Below are 17,129 nucleotides of genomic sequence, written 5' to 3' on the forward strand. Positions count from 1 at the left end.
ATTCAATAATTCAATAATTCAATAATTCAATAATTCAATAATTCAATAATTCAATAATTCAATAAAAATATGGCACACATCAATGTACCCGAAGGCGTTCCGGGCATCCGCTCGCTGGTAATGTTCAGGCCCGAAACAGGTAAGCCTTTATACGAGCTGGCGCAGATACTGCTACGGGGCGAATCTACCTTATCACCCGCTGAGCGCGAACTGATAGCCGCATATGTATCGTACCGCAACAACTGTACTTTTTGCTACAGCAGCCATGCAGCCGCGGCAAGGTGGCTGTATGAAGACGATGCCCTTATTGTTGACGAGGTATTGCGGGATATGCAGGAAGCCCCGGTAAGCGATAAGCTGAAAGCGCTATTAAATATAGCCGGCAAAGTGCAAATCCTGGGTACCGAAGTTAAACAGGTCGATATTGACGCCGCCAAAAATCTTGGCGCTACCGACCGCGAATTGCACGATACGGTATTGATAGCAGCATCGTTCAGCATGTTTAACCGTTATGTAGACGGGCTGGCCAGCCTTACACCAACAGATCCGGAAGCTTATGCAGAAATGGGCGTACGTATGGCAAAGGGATATACTTTACCTCCAAATCCTTCAAAGCAATGAAAGAATGACTAAATATCGAACACAGAATATCCAATGTCGAATAATGAAGAAAAACTTCGGTGTTGGATATTCGACATTCGTTGTTCGATATTGTTTTTGTCCAATTTTCTCTTAAAATATCTATCGTAAACAACACATACCATGGCACATATTGAATTAAATAACGACTTGCCAGGCATAAGAGGCCTGATGTTTTATCGGCCTGAAATCGAGGCCCCGTTGAATGCCCTTGCCGAATTTTTGCTGCGCTCGGATAACTCGCTAACCCGTGGCGAGCGGGAACTGATAGGTACCTATGTATCGTACCTAAACGACTGCTTTTTTTGCCAGAACGTGCATGGCGCAGTTGCCGGCCACTATCTTAAATGCAGTATAGATGATATAGACGCCATCAAAGCCGATTTCACTTCAGCCGATATATCGCCGAAAATGAAAGCTTTATTAACTATTGCCGGCAGTGTTCAAAAAGGGGGCAAAAATGTAACCATTGAACAGGTAGATGCCGCCCGAAGCGAAGGCGCTACAGATAAAGAGATACACGATACGGTGCTGATAGCCGCATCATTTTGCATGTTTAACCGCTATGTAGATGGCCTGGGCACATGGGCACCGCAAGACAGATCGTTTTATGTTAACCGCGCTCCCCAACGGGCAGTTGAAGGATATGTGGGCAGTATTTTAAAATAATTTTTAGCCGATCCGATTTATATTAAAAAGACCCCGTGTAATGCGGGGCCTTATTTATTTCTTCAAAATTCACTTTGGATGGTCACCGGGCCAAGTAGTCCGGATTTTAACAAAGGCGAATCTTTACTGTAAAATTTATAACTCGAAAAAGTAAACCTTCCGCTTGTGCGTGGCAGGCCTTTAACCAGCCATTGGGGCCAGGCATCGTTTTGAATGCCATCATCGGGTTTTGTTTCGTCGCCAATAAGCCTGTTTGGCCATAAGTTTATTACTTGTATCTCCAGTTTGTTGTGCTTTTTTAGTGCTGCTTTATTAATCTCTATACGCCAGGGGGCAGTCCAAACCACGCCTAAATCTTTCCCGTTTAGTTTTATGCGGGCCATGTTATTAACGGTGCCCAGGTCTATATAAAGTTTTTTTGCTTTTTGGGTTTGGGCCGGTAAATCAAATTCCTTGTGATAAACAGCTGTTCCCGAATAGTATTTAATGCCCTCTTCCGGTCTTAATGTCCAGTCGGTCAATTCGTCAAACTTAATATTTTTAGGACCACCCCATTTTGGATCAAACGACACCAGCCACGCACCGCTTAAGGTTTTAACAATGGCATTTTCTCCAAAGTTTTTATGGGCTGCAGATGCTGTAATATTGCCTTTGGCAAATACAACAAAATAACTTTGGTACGGCGCAAATTTTAAGGATACAGATGTTAGCTGGCCCTTTACGCTGTATTCGGGAAGGCTTGTAATTTTGCCGGTAATGGCATCCCACATTTGCGGGGGACCTGTTACCGTCCTGAATGATGCGGTTGTCTTTACTACCTGGTCTGTGCGGTTGGATACAAAATAGATATCCGTATCGCCGGTGGTGCGGTGAGTGTATCTTAACTGCCCATTGGATGTAAAATCCTGCTCTATATCCATGGACAGGAGCAGTTTGGCGGTTAGCTCGTATTCGGGGTAAAGGTCATTGATCTGCTTATCAATATCGCCGCCCCAAATTAATCTGCCTTTGCCGTAGCTCCGGCTTGTTTGTGCCGATGGTTCCTGCAAAGTTCCCCAGATTACTTTGGCCATATCACTCACCTGGATATCGCAGGCTGGGTAGCCCGTTAAGCCCGGTGATTTTACTGGCGGCATGCCCACTACCACCGCGCCATCATTTACCAGCGATTTTATTTTTTGCAGCAACACCGGGGTCATGGTTTTAACGGCGGGCAATACCAATAGCCTATAACTCGCCCCACCCGGGAATACCACCATCCCATTTTTAACGCTTGCTGTATACAACTGCCCCGGCGAGCATCCATCAAAATTATACCCTTTTCTATCGGGTAAAACCACGTCGCCGTCCATGGCCGATGATGGCGGGCGGAAAACATGAGGCGATCCTTCCGGCGTTAAGTACAGTACATCGGCTACCGTACGCCCTTGCTGTAAAATATAGGAGCACCGTGATATATAATCATGATAACCGCCTACCATTGGCCACCAGGTTTGATTTCTGTCCCAGTGTACACCATATGGCCCCATGGTTGCACCGGGGCGCAACGAATCGGGCAGGAACTGGTTTTGGAATGTATGATACGTAAACCTATTGATACCCGCAGCAAAAGCCCAGTCGCCCTGGTTTTTCATGGCGCCGGGGTATTGTTTCCAACCCTCGTTATCCTGCGATGTAAAAGATTCGGCAGGGATTAATGATTTACCGTTCACGTGCCCGATAGAAGTCGCTTCAACCACGCTGAACGACGAATTAAAGCCCAGCCCCTTACTCCAAAATTCGGCCATAGGTACATCGGCCAAAGCACCCAGTTCCAAATCGGCAGTTGGGTTCATATCATATGGCTCGATAGATAGTTCCATGCCATTGCGGTGCGCATAGGTTTTAACCTGCCCGGCATGGTTTTCCAATACCAGTTCCTGCGCGGTTTGACGTAAATCCCATAAAAAACGTTCGCTTATTTCCTGGCTTTGTACAATGTTGCCGGCATAAACAGGATAAAATGGCAAGGGATCATAGCCTCTCCGTTTTATAAATTCCTCGCGGAAATGGCCCGTCCAGTTTTGCGAGCCCATTTCCCAGCTATCCATGTGCAGCTTTTTTAAGCCGCCTGCATCAGTGGGTTTCGGCATCCCGGTTTTGCGCAGCAACTTGCCTACATAATTATCCAGGTGGGCATTTAAAGCCACTGTATCCATTTTATCGGCCTCAAAACCTAAACCAGGTACCGGCGCGGGGCGGGTTATAGCGCCGTTATTACGGCGGCCAAGGCGCATAATTGTCCAGTTACCCTCGGGGGCAACCCAATTCAGTGTGCCATCTGGTTTAAGTTTACCCGTTAAATCAATGATCTTGCTTTTATCTATAGCACCAGCCGGTCCGGCGGCATATTCGGTTACCGACGGCAAAAACTGTTTAACACTGGGAGCCGATGAGTATGGCGCACGGTAATACAACGCTTTCTCATCTATATCTTTTATTTTAGGTAATGCAATTGCCGGTGTTGGATAGGCCAGCACGGCAACATCTTCATAAAAATCAGTCCAGGTTTTTTTTAATTCGGGGCTAAACGCGCCTTCGCCAAAATAGGGTGGTTTAGGTGGCGGCACCGGCAAAACAATTGGTTGTTTGCTACCGCCGCTTACGTTTATGGTACTGCTTACCAAATGCTGCATTGATTGCCCTATGGGCACCCAGGGCCCGCCACTGCCCGTCCAGCCCGGGCCAATACCCAAAGTAATTTCAATGCCCAGGCGTTTGGATTCGCTTACCGCGTGGGCAAACATATTTTGCCATTCTTCGCTCAAAAAATCAACCGGGCCACGCGGGATGCCTACATTCACCTCTAAAAACACAAGGTTGCCGATGCCTGCCTTTTTCATTGCTTCCAGATCCTCGGTTATGGATTTCGCCGACATATTGCCATCCATAAAGTACCAGTAAACACCGGGTTTGGCCGAGTTGGGCGGGTGAACAAACCCAGTTTTAAGTTTATTAACCTGTGCATAGGGCGCGTTTAAACCTAATAAAAAGGCTATAAAACAGCTCACAACAATTTTATACATAAACGGTGTTTGTTTGGTTAGTGTGCCACGGGATAACGAAGATAACAAACCGGTAACTGAGGGGCATCCTTATCTATCCTTAAAGCATTTACCTGTTATTGTCAGCCTGAAATTCAACCCAAATTCAGCAAAAACAGCCGGATTCATCCGCTAAAGCCCTCTATACTAAGCTTTGGAGCGCCTAAAAACGGTAGTTGTTACACTTATATTGTTTAAACATCCAACTAAAAATTCTGCTTTTTACCCGGCAATTTCTTTATCGAGTTATTTAGTCTGTTCATCGGCACATTATGCCCCCTTGGGTGCACACCTCCCATATTTGAGTCATTGTTTCACCAGTTAAAAAAACACTATGATCTCACATCGACTATTTTTTTTCATTTAAAACCCCGATAAGTCAATTATGAGATCGTCAATTCAAATTACAGGCTTGCTGCTAATAGTGCTCAGCTCCTGCCAGTCAAAATTATACAATACCCCGGCCACCCGTGCTGTTTCTGTAAAACGGCTCATCCCGCCGGCAGGCATGGTGTATATACCATCAGGCACTTTCCAATACAAACTTCAGGATGATGATGATAAAGCCGAAAAACGCAATGTAAGCGTAAGCGCCTTTTTTATCGATAAAACCGAAGTAACCAACAAGCAATACCAGGCTTTTGTAAACTGGGTTGCCGATTCGGTAGCCATTACCGATTACCTGCACGATGATTCCTTTTACCTGCCATCTACAGGGGCAACCGTTGGTAAAAACCGGAAGGAGATCAGGCTGATAGACTGGGATAAAGTGCGCAAGATTTCGCCACTGTGGAAACGCGCGCCGGCAGACGTAAAAGAAAAGCTGGCCGGGATGATGACCATGCTCAATGGCCAGCGTATGCCCGACCCGGCATTAATGAACTACCGGTTTTATTACGTGCGTATGGACGGCGAAAAAAACAACCAGTATGTAATGGATACGGTCGGCGTTTATCCTAACGAGCATGTATGGTCGACGGATTTTCCGAATGCGCAAATGACGGTGATGGATGCCAATTACTTCAGCAATAAAATTTACGAGTATAACCCTGTAGTCGGGGTAACCTGGAAACAGGCCCGTGCCTATGCCGACTGGCGCAGTACGCAGTTAAAGGTACTCATCAGGAACAATCCCAACCTTAAAAATTTTAAACTAAGTTTTGGTTTGCCTACCGAAGCGCAATGGCAATACGCCGCCGAAGCCAAGCTCGATCCGGCTGATACCGTAGAACGCACGGTAAAAACCACCATTGATAAAGCTACCGGTAAGGAAAAACTTTCACTCAACTTCAAACAGGGCGAGGGCGCTTACTCCAGCGATGGATCAACATTTACGCTGCCTGTTACCTCCTATACGCCCAACGCCTTTGGCATTTACAACATGGCCGGCAACGTATCCGAGTGGACTATGGACGCTTTTAGTCCTTCAGCTTCGCAACTGGTAAATGATTTAAACCCGGCATTGCTGTATGATGCTACCGATAAAGATTCGCCCCTGCTAAAACGAAAAGTAGTACGTGGCGGATCATGGAAAGATAACGGCGAAATGCTGAACAGTGATACCCGCAGTTTTGAAGACCAGGGCAACGCCCACTCCTACATAGGTTTTCGCTGCGTGATGGCCGCCTTTGAACTCCCCGGCGAGCAGGTAAAAACAAGAAAATACGCTAAACGATAATTTTATGAAAAAGATAATAATAGTGATTGAAACCTTTCTGCTGATCGGTTTCGGCAGGGGTATGGCCTTTGCACAGGCAATAGTGGCCGATAGTACATTAACAGATACCCTGCCCGCATATGATAATTTAATCAAATCGGCCGATTTAGGAAAAGCAAAACCCTTCCCCTATCCAAAGGCTAATGCTGCCAACATCAGGCTATACGCGCAGGTTTGGCGGGATATCGACCTTTCCGATTCGGGCAACAGCATCCTTACCATTCCCGGTAAATCCCTTATGGAAGATATCATGAAAGGGATAAAAGCAGGCAAGCTTACGCCTTATGAAAAAGAGGATCTGAAAAAGAAACTCAGTGCCAAACAAGGGGAACTACGGTTTGCCGACTCGGTACTGATACCAATTTTTGATAAAGACGGTAACCAAACCGGCTCAAGGATGGCCCTTAACGAGTTCAACCCCGATAAAGTACGCCGGTTCCGGATTAAGGAAGATGTGTTTTTTGACAGGCAGCGCGGCCGGGTTGATACCCGCATTGTAGCACTGGCCCCCATGATGCACATCAGCACATCGACCGACCTGGCCGACAACCTGGCATTTACGCCTGCCTTCTGGTTGTATTTCCCACAGTTGCGGTATACACTGGTACAGGAGGATGTGAGCAATCCGGATAAGGACATTTTTGATTTTACGCTGGATGATGTGTTTATGCAGCACAAGTTTTCGGCCTACCTGGTAAAACAAGCATCGCCGGGTGGGGTACAAAGCGGGCAACTGGAGCCGGGCAGCACCGAAGCTGTATTGCTTGAACAAAAAATTGCCGACCTGAAAAAACACATCTGGCAAAACCCCAGGGGCGTAAACGCAAAAAATTTAGCACAAACAGATAGCAAAAAGGAGGACAAGCTATGACAACGCAAGCAAAATTATTGAAAGAGTTTTTATTGATGATGCTCATATCGGGGCTGTTGTTTTGCTGCGGCAAGGCCAGCGCCCAGGTACTGCCCGAATACAGTGCATTCCCAACATCATCATTTGGCGTACAGGTTGGTACGCAGGGATTAGGCATCCAGGGATCATACAGTTTTTTGAAATCATTTAACGCCAGGATAGGTTTCAATGCATTCCCGGGGATGACGGTGCAATACAACGGCCGCGATGCCCAGTTTAACCGCACATCGGTATTTGCCATTGCCGATTGGCAGCCGCTGTACGGCCAAAGCGGCTGGCTGGCCCGTAAGTGGTACATCTCTACCGGGATAGCTTATTATTTTTCAAATAACGTGAACCGCGAGGGGATAGGCACTACGCCCAATTACACTATCTACATGTCGAAGGTAAGACCCTATATCGGCACCGGGCTGGGTAATATCCACCTGTTCAAAAACATAGGTATGCGTACGGATCTGGGTTGGTTTATACCAACCAGTTCGGCCACATCAACCTATGACGATAAGGCCAGCAAAGTAAGCAGCGGGTTACGGGGCCTGCTGCCTGGCCTTAATTCGGCAGTAACCATTTATGTAAAATTCTGATCTGTAAAACCATTAAAAATTAAATATCATGTTAAAGAGCAAAAAAATCAACTGGCTGCATGTAGCCATTTCCTGGGGTGCCAGCATAGTTATCCTTGGTGCTATGTTTAAAATTAATCACTGGGGTGGCCAGCTTGGCACCTATATGATAGGGCTTGGTTTATCGGTAGAAGCCCTGCTGTTTTTTACCCTGGGCTTTTTCCCTCCGGCCGAAGAGCCGGAATGGGAAAAGGTGTATCCCGAACTGGCTGTTGATTATGCCGGCGAATTCCCAAGGCATAGCCACAGGCCTGTTCACCAAACCAATGGCGTTACCGCGGCCCTCGACGGCTTGCTTACCCATGCCGACCTGAGCCCCGAAAAGATTAACAACCTGGGCGAGGGACTGAAACAATTTTCGGATAAAATGAGCCGGATAAACGCTATAGCTGATGCTTCATTAGGGACAGACGAATTTGCGGCGAAGCTAAAAAACGCTTCGTCCAAGTTTGATCTGTTGGGCACTATGTTCGAAAAAGCATCGGCAGGTTTTGCCACCATTGCCGATAGCCGCGATGATGCCCATGCCTACCAGCAACAGGTTTTAAAGCTTACCCATAACCTGGCACATTTAAACTCATTATACGAAAGCGAACTAAGTGGCGCCGATAATAACCTCCGCCGCATTAACCAGTTTTACCAGGGCCTTACCGGCACCCTGAATAGCTTGCACGAGTCGGCCGGCGAAACCAGGGTATTTAAGGACGAGGTAAACAAGCTGGTGCAAAACATATCATCATTAAATGTTTACTACGCCAATATGCTTTCGGCTATGAATCAGCAACGGATGTAGTAAAAGGGGGATGTGGTTTTGAAAGATGATGCTGACGGAAGATGGTGTACATCGCATGGCGGCAACGACTCACCCCGACGAGGCTACGCCCGTCTGCCCCTCTCTCCGCTTCGCGCAAAGAGGGGCAAAAAAAGAAAAATGAGCTTCAACCCTCTTTGCGGCGCAGCCGGAGAGAGGGTCGGCCAGCGCAGCGTAGCCGGGGTGAGTCTTAACCAGCGTTCAAAACCGATGTTTTTCATGTCCCCCAAACACTATGGATAACAACATCTCACAAGATGTCTATACCCTATCAAACAATTAATAAATCAATTAAAACTTTAAAAAAATGGCTGCAGGAAAAGAAACCACCAGGCAAAAAATGATCAATATCATGTACCTGGTTTTATTGGCAATGCTGGCCCTGAATGTATCAGAAACCATATTAGACGCGTTTAAAACCATAAACGACAGCTTAACCGCATCGGCGGCAAATGTGGGCAATTCGGTACAGCAATTATTCAGCACTTTTGAGCAAACCCGGCTTAAGGAATCGCCCGAACGGGCCAAACCTGTATATGAAAAAGCAAAACAGGCAAGGGAAGCAACAACAGATCTGGATACTTACATCAGGGACATCAAGGCAGAACTTACAAATCAAAGCAACGGATACGACCTTATAACCGGCGATTTAAAACAGCGCGATAATCTTGATATCGGCTTTGATGTAATGATCAACAAAAAGCGGGCTACCGCGCTAAAGCAAAAAATTAATGATACCCGCGAAAGGTTGCTCACCTTGCTGGGGCCGCAGGATAGTAAAACGGTATCATTCAACCTTAATGCCGATGACCCGGTAAAACGTGGTCCCAACCACCGCAACTGGGAAGAACTGAACTTTGGCGAAGGTGTGCCCTTAACCGCTACGTTCACGATACTATCGCGCATCCAGGCGGATAACAAAAATGCCGAATCGGAAGTGGTGAAAAAGATACTGGGCAAAATGGACCAGGCCGTAGTGAACCTGGATAAATTTGAGGCTGTTGCCGTGGCGCCAACATCGTACCTGATACAAGGCCAGCCTTACACTGCGCAGGTTTTTTTAACTGCCTATGATTCACGCTCGACCCCAACCGTACAGGTTGGCGGCAACCCGATATCAGTTAAGGATGGCCGGGGTGTGTACAACGTAAATACCAGCCGCGAAGGGGTATTTAACTGGAAAGGCACCATCAGCGTAAAACAAACCGATGGTACCATAAAAACCTATACCACGCCCGAGCAGCGTTATATTGTTTCAAGGCCATCGGCAGTGGTATCGCCCGATAAGATGAATGTATTTTATATTGGGGTGGATAACCCGGTATCGGTTTCTGTGCCGGGTATCCCCTCAAAAAATATCAGGATAGGTATTTCGGGCGGCACGCTCAGCGGTTCCGAAGGGAAATATGTGGCCAGGGTGACTACTCCGGGTACAGTTACCGTTTCGGTATCGGCAGAAATTGCGCCGGGCAAAGTGCAGGTATTAAGCCATACCCAGTTCAGGGCCAAACGCATTCCAGATCCTGTTGCAAAGTTCTCGGGCCGGTCAGGCGGCAGCGTACCTACTGTAGCGCTAAAAGCTCAGAACGCTATTTTTGCCATGCTGGATAATTTTGATTTTGATGCCAGGTTCAAAATAACCCGGTTTAGCCTTATTATAGCCAATCCGCGCGAAACCGCATCCGTGCAGGTTGGATCGGGCAATACCCTGAATGATTCCATGACGGCATCCCTCAACAGCATTAAGCCAGGCTCAAGGGTAATTTTTGATAATATTATAGCGGTTGGGCCCGATGGTTCGCCAAGGCAACTGGCGCCGGTGGCACTCACGGCCAATTAATATTGATATTGACTACCCATACCATGGGATCGGCATTGGGTAGTCAATATTTGTTGTTAAGTTCCAGGTCATACCGCCTTTCGGTAAGCTCTTTGTCAAACCCGTTAGATACCTTTTCTTCGGTTAGCCGGAAGCCATACCGTGTATACAACGAGATGGCGGCATGCTGCTCGTTGGTTGTCCATAAGTATGATTTGTTTATCTGCGATTCATGCATATATTTTATAAACCTGTCCATCAGTTTTTTGCCCAGGCCAAGCCCCCGGTATTCGGGCCTGAAAATAAAATAGCGTAGTTGTATACTATCACCGCGGTTAACACCAACCAGCACACCTATCATTTGCTGCCGGTGTTCGCAAATCCATACCCTGTCTTTCCCGGCGTTGTATTGACTGGCAAAATCGGCCAGGCCTTGTAATACATAACGCTCAAAGTTAAGTCCGTAACCGCACTCCCGCGCATAAATATCCCCATGCAGGTACGCTATGTAGCCCAGGTCGCCGGGTTGTAATACTGTCCGTATGGCAATATCGCCGATGTTTAACGTTGCGCTTTTTTCGTTATTCATTGTTTATCTTAAAATATTCATGATCTGTTGCATATGCGCTACCAGTTCCAGCTGCCTGGCGGCAGGCAAATCTTTTATCACCTGGTTAATTTGCTTATCTGATGCCTGGTTAAGTTTTTCAAATTCGGCCATTCCTTTATCTGTAAGCGAAAGCACCGTCGCCCTTGCATCATGTTCTGAAGGTTTCCGGGCTACCAGTTTATCCTTTTCCAATTTCTTCAATAGCCGGCTTAAATAGCTTTTGTCTATATACATGGCCGAGATTATTTGCGAGGCCTGCATACTTTTAGCCGCGTGAAGCTCATATAAGATACGGGCCTCGGCCAGCGAGTAATCACTTTGCAGCAGGTGTTTATCCAGCAAGCCTATAATATCTGTATAAAAACGACTAAATGCCCGAATTTGCTGAACCGGCGACGACTTTGTTTCCATTTAAATAAGGCTAATACAAAAGCTAAGTTCACAAATATAGTTGACTTTGTCAACTATATTTGTGATTAATTTTAATTTTTTATCGCAATTAAAACCTACCTTGTATCAACCAATTAGTTATGAAAAGAAAAACTTTTATCCGTTTAGGCGGCACACTTATGGCTACACCTTTTTTATCTCCTGTTATCAGCCTGGCCGGCCAGGCCCCTTTGCAAAACTGGGCTGGTAACCTTACTTACAGCACGGCTAATGTGCAGTACCCGGCTACAGTGGCCGAGGTACAGCAGCTCATAAAAAAACACAGCAAGCTAAAGGCCCTGGGTACCAGGCACTGCTTTAACCGCATTGCCGATAGTAAGGACGACCTGCTATCAACCAAAGAACTCAATAAAGTAATCTCTATCGATAAAAAAGCCATGACCGTTACTGTTGAAGGCGGCATAAAATATGGCGAACTGGCCCCTTACCTGCATAAAGAAGGTTTTGCTTTACATAACCTGGCATCGCTGCCTCATATTTCTGTTGCGGGCTCCATCACCACGGCTACGCATGGCAGCGGTGTAAAAAACGGTAACCTGGCCAGTGCCGTAACAGCATTGGAGGTTGTTGTTGCCGATGGCAGTATAGTCCATTTTTCAAAAGCTGCCGACCCGGAAAAGTTCAACGCGGTAGTTGTTGGACTGGGTGCCATAGGTGTAATTACCAAAGTTACCCTGGCCATCGAGCCCACTTACATGATGCGCCAGCGTGTTTTTTTAAAATTGCCTATGGTACAGATTAAGCGGCATTTTGAAGCAATAGTATCTGCCGGTTACAGTGTAAGCCTGTTTACCGATTGGCAAAATGATTATGTAAACGAGGTTTGGATAAAAAGCCGCATGACCGAAAAAGACCATGACGGCCCCGAATTTTATGGTGCCAGGGCCGCCACCAAAAATTTGCACCCCATTTATGACCACCCCGCCGAAAGCTGCACCGACCAATTAGGTGTACCCGGGCCATGGTACGAGCGTTTGCCGCATTTTAAAATGGGCTTTACCCCAAGCAGCGGTAAAGAACTACAGGCAGAATACTTTGTGCCGATAAAACATGCCGTAGAAGCCATTGAAGCTGTTGCTAAATTGGGTAAACAAATTGGCCCGCATTTATTTATAACCGAGATCCGTACTATAGCCGCCGATAATCTTTGGATGAGCCCCTGCCATAATCAAACGTCGGTAACCATTCACTTTACCTGGAAACCCGAAACCGAGGCTGTTACCAAGCTACTCCCCGTCATTGAAAAGGCCCTTGCCCCTTTTAATGCCCGGCCACATTGGGGTAAAGTGTTTACCCTCGATCCGAAAGTGCTGGCCTCGCGGTATGAAAAAATAGCCGATTTTAAAAAGGTGGTGGCCGAATATGACCCGCATGGCAAATTCAGGAACGCGTTTCTGGAACATAATATTTATGGGGGATAGCAGCCAGGTGGGAAGAATAGTGTTTTAAATATTTTAATATTTATCTTATCTTTCTGGCTGTAAAGCCTTGTCATGTCCCGTTTGCGCTATTTGCTGCTATTTATCCTTATTGCTACCGTTTACAAAGCTCATGCTCAGCAGGATATGGACCTGCATCTAAGTGACACCTTTTTGGCAGGCAAAAATATACTTAAAGTAAAACGGGATTTTCATGACCCATATTTGTGGGTGCTTGCAAAAAACAATGAAGTTTACAGAATTAACAGCGTCACTAAACAAGTAGATGATTATTCGGATAAGTTCACGACATATAGCAATTTTCGATTTACCGACATCGCGGGTGTTAACAAGGATTTGGTATTTGTTGCCACCAATGCCGATGTTTTACTGGAATATAAAAATAATGCGTTAAAAAAAATAGGCAATCCAGAGGGGGTGCCAGGCGTAATCACATCAATAGGCGCAGATTATACAGGCACTTACGTTACCGATAATACGCAAGGTTTGGCAGCACGCCCTACCGCCAATTCAATTATCATTGGCACTGATAAAGGTATGTGCCACTATGATTATGACAATGATGTGATGTTAGCAGGGTCGTCTAAAGTGTCGGCCAAGGTATTCGATGCTACCTACCGCACGGAAATGTTCAGCGATCTGGAATATGGACCATGGTATACCGGACAGGATTACCAATATGATGTAATTGAACTTACCCAATGGACAATATACGGTGGCTGGCTATATTATAAATATCAGGATTTTGCAAATAGCATTAATACCGCATGTTATACCTACGGCTGGATTGATGACATGAACACCGCAAATGCAGGCGCATATTTTATCCAAATTTGGGGAACCGAGGACGGCATATTTCAGAACAACCGAAACTACTCCTATACTTTAGATTGGCCGCACAAACAATACCTTAAAGGAATTAATGTTAACAAGGTAACTTCCATTTTAGGACTGGTTGGGTTTGGCTATATTAACCAGAAGGCAATAAGTAAAGAAAACGTATTGGCCGGCACAGATAATGGCCTGTATTTTACCAATTCGGGTTATAAAAACAATATAAATGGACTGATGGGAAATTATACCTTTTTCCACTATGACCCATTAGGCAATAAAAAGATTAATGACATTTGCGTTAACGCTACATCGTATACCACACCTGTTTGTGAAGATGGCGTTTGGGTGGCCGCTATTGACGGACTTTATCTTTTAAAGCCCGATTTTGGAGCTTACGTTGATAAAAAGCAGCCATTACAAGCTATACAATTTGAAGGAAATGGACCCGAGGTTACCAAAATAGAACTTTGCGCCAATGTTAGTGTTAACGCCTATTTAAGCTCTTATGTTTATAGCGATAACATTCAACAGTGGTATAAGGATGGCAAAGAAATGGCTAACCAAAGCGGTGCCTCGCTTGCAATTAAGGAGGCTGGCGAATATTATTTGGTGATGTATGATCCTTGCTCTGAGGTGCATTTCGAATCCAATCACCTTAAGGTAACCCAGGTAGCCGCCCCCGTATTTACCTTCAACTATCCCGATGTATTAAACTACTGCGCCGGCTCATCGGCTTCATTAAAAACCGACGACAAACCCAATTACCAGTACCGCTGGTATAAGGATGGAATACTAAACGGCAATACATCACCCCAGCTTGATAATATTACCGAAACCGGCAAGTACAAAGTAGAAGTAAGCGCCTGTGCAGGTAATTGGGTAGCATCAAAAGAGGTACAGGTAAACTTTATTGCTATCCCAACGCCGGTTTTAACCACCGATAAAGCAAGCTACTGCGATGGCGACCAGGCTACACTATCGGCCAAAGTACCTATTGATGCCTCGGCTATTTTGAATTGGGCAAATTACCAATATGCCTGGTATAAAGATGGCAGCCCCATAAACGGCAGTGCTGCATCAATAAAGGTGAGCCAGCCGGGCAAATACAAAGTGGTGGTAAGCGGTTGTTCCGGCTCAGTTTCGTCGGCCGAGTTGCAGGTCGATTTCATTAAACTACCAAAACCTGTTATCACCGCAGGCAAACCGGCATATTGCATTGGCGATATAGCCCAATTAACCGCAAATGTTAATATAGACCCGTTTACCACAGTAAACTGGCTCAGGGACGGAAATATACTACCTGACGAACAGGACAAAGCGAGCATAACAACCAATATAGGCGGCAATTATACGGTAACCGTTGTAAATGCAGGTTCCTGCAATATCGCGTCGGCTGCATATAATTTAGGATTTACCGCGCCGCCCACTGTCAGTATTCAACAAATTATAAATACCACCTTATGCGATGGCCAAACGGTTGACCTTAAAGCAAGCTATACCAGCGGCAACATCAGCTGGAGTACCGGCGCTACATCCGACAAAATAAGCATCCAACATTCGGGCACATTCAAGGCTACGGTTACAACAACGGCGGGTTGTGCGGTTGATGAATCTGCTACGGTTCAGTATTTTCCAAACCCAACATTAAACATGCCGTCGGCTACGCTTTGCCAGTATACCAATGAAAGTATTATACTTACAGCCCCCGCAGGTTTTGCTAAATACGAGTGGAACGGGCAGCCCGGCACCAATACCTTTACAACCAATAAATTAGGTACAGTTGATTTAACGGTAACCGATAATAATGGGTGCCAGGCATCACAAACCATTGCCATAAACAGCCATTGCGATGATATACATATACCAAATGCATTTAGCCCCAACGGCGATGGCCATAACGATACCTGGGTAATAGCCGGCCTGGAGGGCGACCCAACCACAACGGTGAGGGTTTATAACCGCCTGGGCAGTATGGTATTTCAATCGCAAGGTTATGCCACGCCCTGGAATGGTACTTATAACGGCAGTAAATTACCCGCTTCGGTATACTATTACGTCATCAGCACAAAAGGAACAAAACAGGTGCTTAGTGGTTCAGTAACTATATTTAATTAGGAAATATTAAATCATCGGGTAAGTTATTATAATAATTGCCAGGCAATATTTTTTATTCCATATAAAATTGCTGTAGATTTATGTAATCTATAAACCCAATTTAAAGTCTATGAAAATCCTTACTGAACCTATCGGGAGTATTCCGAGGTCGCCTGAGCTTGTAACGGCAGTTACCACACAAGCCAATGCCGATGAGCTAAATAAACTTTATGCCGATGCAATTGCCGACACCTTAAAGGAGTTTGAAGAAACCGGTTCGCCCGTTATTACCGATGGTGAGCAAACCAAATCAAGCTTTGTTACTTATCCACTGGAGGGCTTAACCAACCTGGCATCGGAAGGCATGACCATCAATTTTGAGGATGGCCACTCGCGGCAGTTGCCTTTGCTTACCAAAGGGCCTTTCAGGTACGGCAATTATGCATCAAAATATCTTGCCGCAGCTCAAAAACTAACCACCCTGCCCGTTAAACAAGCCATCATATCGGCATCGGCCCTTAGCTTAATTTACCCGCCGGATGGCATTAACGGCTATCCGCAAGCTGAATTTATTGCCGACCTGCTGAATGAATGCGAAAAAGATATCAGGCTTTGCCTGGAACAGGGTGCATATAAAGTACAGATGGATTTTACCGAAGGGCGGCTATCGTTAAAACTCGATCCATCCGGCGGTGTATTGAAACACTTCATTGGCCTTAACAACCAGGTTTTTGACCGCTTTACGCCCGAAGAACAGCAAAAACTGGGCGTACACGTTTGCCCTGGCGGCGACCACGACTCGACACATAGCGCGGATATTGACTATGCAGATTTTTTACCCGATTTGTTCGAACTGCATGTAGGCAGCTTTTATTTGCAGCTGGCCAGCGAACCCGACAGGGCAAAAGTTTTGAAGGTTATTAAACAATATCTAAAGCCCAATCAGCAAGTATTTATTGGCGTAATAGATGTACTCAACCCCATAATAGAAACCGCAGAAGAAGTGCGCGACAGAATACTTGAAGCGGCAGCCTTTATCAACACCAACCAGTTGGGCACCACCGACGATTGCGGCTTCTCGCCATTTTGCGACGATGTATCCACAACGCGCGAAACTGCTTTTGCTAAAATAAAAGCCAGGATTGAGGGAACGAAATTAGCCGGGGAGCAATTGTCGGCATAAAAAAATCCTGTATTATAATTAAAATTTTAAGCCTTTCGGAACACCGGGAGGCTTTTTATATAAGGACGTAAAATGCTACCAGGATATTGGTACACAAATCTGTTAACTTTTTTCCTGTCAATTAAATATTTCTTTAAAAAGCAGTACAGCATTTTTTTCAAATATTCTCAAACCGGGTAAGGTGTAAATTACGTATAACATAGTAATTTAGGCTTACTGCAAAGGTAAATGAAAGCATAATTTACTTA

13 protein-coding genes are annotated in these 17,129 nt (G+C 45.7%); 10 read left to right on the plus strand and 3 right to left on the minus strand.

Annotated elements, in window-relative coordinates:
- The first annotated feature begins 69 nt into the window (after window positions 1-69).
- Window positions 70-621: a carboxymuconolactone decarboxylase family protein gene (locus FSB76_RS09900; RefSeq protein WP_147053419.1), complete on the plus strand. Its 552-nt coding sequence runs from the start codon at window positions 70-72 to the stop codon at window positions 619-621.
- Window positions 622-762: 141 nt separating this feature from the next.
- The gene (locus FSB76_RS09905; RefSeq protein WP_147053420.1) at window positions 763-1,308 is read left to right on the plus strand and encodes a carboxymuconolactone decarboxylase family protein; all 546 of its coding nucleotides are present in this window, start codon (window positions 763-765) and stop codon (window positions 1,306-1,308) included.
- Between the two features lie 62 nt (window positions 1,309-1,370).
- On the opposite strand, the gene FSB76_RS09910 is transcribed toward FSB76_RS09905, so the two are convergent.
- Window positions 1,371-4,373, minus strand: a complete 3,003-nt coding sequence (locus FSB76_RS09910; RefSeq protein ID WP_147053421.1) for a glycosyl hydrolase — start codon at window positions 4,371-4,373, stop codon at window positions 1,371-1,373.
- Window positions 4,374-4,776: 403 nt separating this feature from the next.
- Between FSB76_RS09910 and porK the strand changes: the two genes are divergently transcribed.
- From porK to porM, 5 genes are all read left to right on the plus strand, one after another.
- Entirely contained in the window at window positions 4,777-6,069 is a 1,293-nt protein-coding gene (gene porK, locus FSB76_RS09915; RefSeq protein WP_147053422.1) for a T9SS ring complex lipoprotein PorK/GldK, read from the plus strand.
- A 4-nt stretch (window positions 6,070-6,073) separates the two neighbouring features.
- Complete coding sequence (gene porN / locus FSB76_RS09920; protein ID WP_147053423.1) at window positions 6,074-6,979, plus strand: type IX secretion system ring subunit PorN/GldN; 906 nt, start codon at window positions 6,074-6,076, stop codon at window positions 6,977-6,979.
- Window positions 6,976-7,602 (plus strand): hypothetical protein, encoded by a 627-nt coding sequence (locus tag FSB76_RS09925; protein ID WP_147053424.1) that lies wholly within the window; start codon window positions 6,976-6,978, stop codon window positions 7,600-7,602. Before porN ends, FSB76_RS09925 begins: the two co-directional genes overlap by 4 nt.
- A 28-nt stretch (window positions 7,603-7,630) precedes the next feature.
- Window positions 7,631-8,434: a type IX secretion system motor protein PorL/GldL gene (porL, locus tag FSB76_RS09930; RefSeq protein ID WP_147053425.1), complete on the plus strand. Its 804-nt coding sequence runs from the start codon at window positions 7,631-7,633 to the stop codon at window positions 8,432-8,434.
- Between the two features lie 325 nt (window positions 8,435-8,759).
- The gene (gene porM / locus FSB76_RS09935; protein ID WP_147053426.1) at window positions 8,760-10,292 is read left to right on the plus strand and encodes a type IX secretion system motor protein PorM/GldM; all 1,533 of its coding nucleotides are present in this window, start codon (window positions 8,760-8,762) and stop codon (window positions 10,290-10,292) included.
- Between the two features lie 43 nt (window positions 10,293-10,335).
- Here the strand turns inward: porM and FSB76_RS09940 are convergent, their stop codons facing one another.
- A complete protein-coding gene (locus FSB76_RS09940) occupies window positions 10,336-10,860 on the minus strand; it encodes a GNAT family N-acetyltransferase (protein ID WP_147053427.1) in 525 nt (174 codons plus the stop codon).
- A 3-nt stretch (window positions 10,861-10,863) separates the two neighbouring features.
- A complete protein-coding gene (locus FSB76_RS09945; RefSeq protein ID WP_147053428.1) occupies window positions 10,864-11,292 on the minus strand; it encodes a MarR family winged helix-turn-helix transcriptional regulator in 429 nt (142 codons plus the stop codon).
- Between the two features lie 119 nt (window positions 11,293-11,411).
- Here FSB76_RS09945 and FSB76_RS09950 point away from each other — a divergent pair, with 119 nt between their 5' ends.
- The 3 genes from FSB76_RS09950 (at window position 11,412) to FSB76_RS09960 (ending at window position 16,881) form a co-directional block, all read left to right on the plus strand.
- Window positions 11,412-12,752 (plus strand): FAD-binding protein, encoded by a 1,341-nt coding sequence (locus tag FSB76_RS09950; RefSeq protein ID WP_147053429.1) that lies wholly within the window; start codon window positions 11,412-11,414, stop codon window positions 12,750-12,752.
- Between the two features lie 72 nt (window positions 12,753-12,824).
- Window positions 12,825-15,719, plus strand: coding sequence for a gliding motility-associated C-terminal domain-containing protein (locus FSB76_RS09955; RefSeq protein WP_147053430.1), 2,895 nt, complete (start codon window positions 12,825-12,827; stop codon window positions 15,717-15,719).
- A gap of 109 nt (window positions 15,720-15,828) precedes the next feature.
- A complete protein-coding gene (locus tag FSB76_RS09960; protein WP_147053431.1) occupies window positions 15,829-16,881 on the plus strand; it encodes a cobalamin-independent methionine synthase II family protein in 1,053 nt (350 codons plus the stop codon).
- Window positions 16,882-17,129 lie beyond the last annotated feature (248 nt).

Origin of the sequence: Mucilaginibacter ginsenosidivorax, assembly GCF_007971525.1 — a bacterium.
In the GTDB taxonomy this organism is placed as follows: domain Bacteria; phylum Bacteroidota; class Bacteroidia; order Sphingobacteriales; family Sphingobacteriaceae; genus Mucilaginibacter; species Mucilaginibacter ginsenosidivorax.